This is a genomic window from Intestinirhabdus alba, from assembly GCF_009711095.1.
GTDB classification, from domain to species: Bacteria; Pseudomonadota; Gammaproteobacteria; order Enterobacterales; family Enterobacteriaceae; genus Intestinirhabdus; species Intestinirhabdus alba.
The window spans coordinates 1-398 of the sequence record NZ_WMJZ01000159.1 but is presented as its reverse complement, the minus strand read 5'-3'; the positions used below and the strand labels follow the sequence as shown (position 1 = coordinate 398).

General features: G+C 65.6%; 1 pseudogene. It reads right to left on the bottom strand.

From position 1 onward, the window contains the following. Positions 1–398, bottom strand: a pseudogene (locus GJV78_RS22845) (transketolase); the annotation flags it as partial.

Genomic DNA, 398 nt, shown 5'->3' with positions numbered 1-398 from the left:
CCGCGGGCGACGTTCGCCAGCTGCTCTGCGCTGCGCTCCTGCTGCGCCAGATTCTGCCGGGAGAGGATCAGCGCCGTCGGGCCGTCCTGACGCTCAACGCCATATTTCCACGCAATCGCAGATTCCACCTGGTCACACGGACGCCAGGTGCTCATGTTCGGGGTCAGGCGCAGGGAGGCCACCTGCTCAACCGGCTGGTGGGTCGGGCCGTCTTCCCCCAGACCGATGGAGTCGTGGGTGTAGACCATCACCTGACGCTGCTTCATCAGCGCCGCCATGCGCACCGCGTTGCGGGCATATTCCACGAACATCAGGAAGGTGGAGGTGTATGGCAGGAAGCCGCCGTGCAGGGCGATACCGTTGGCGATGGCGGTCATGCCGAACTCGCGCACCCCGTA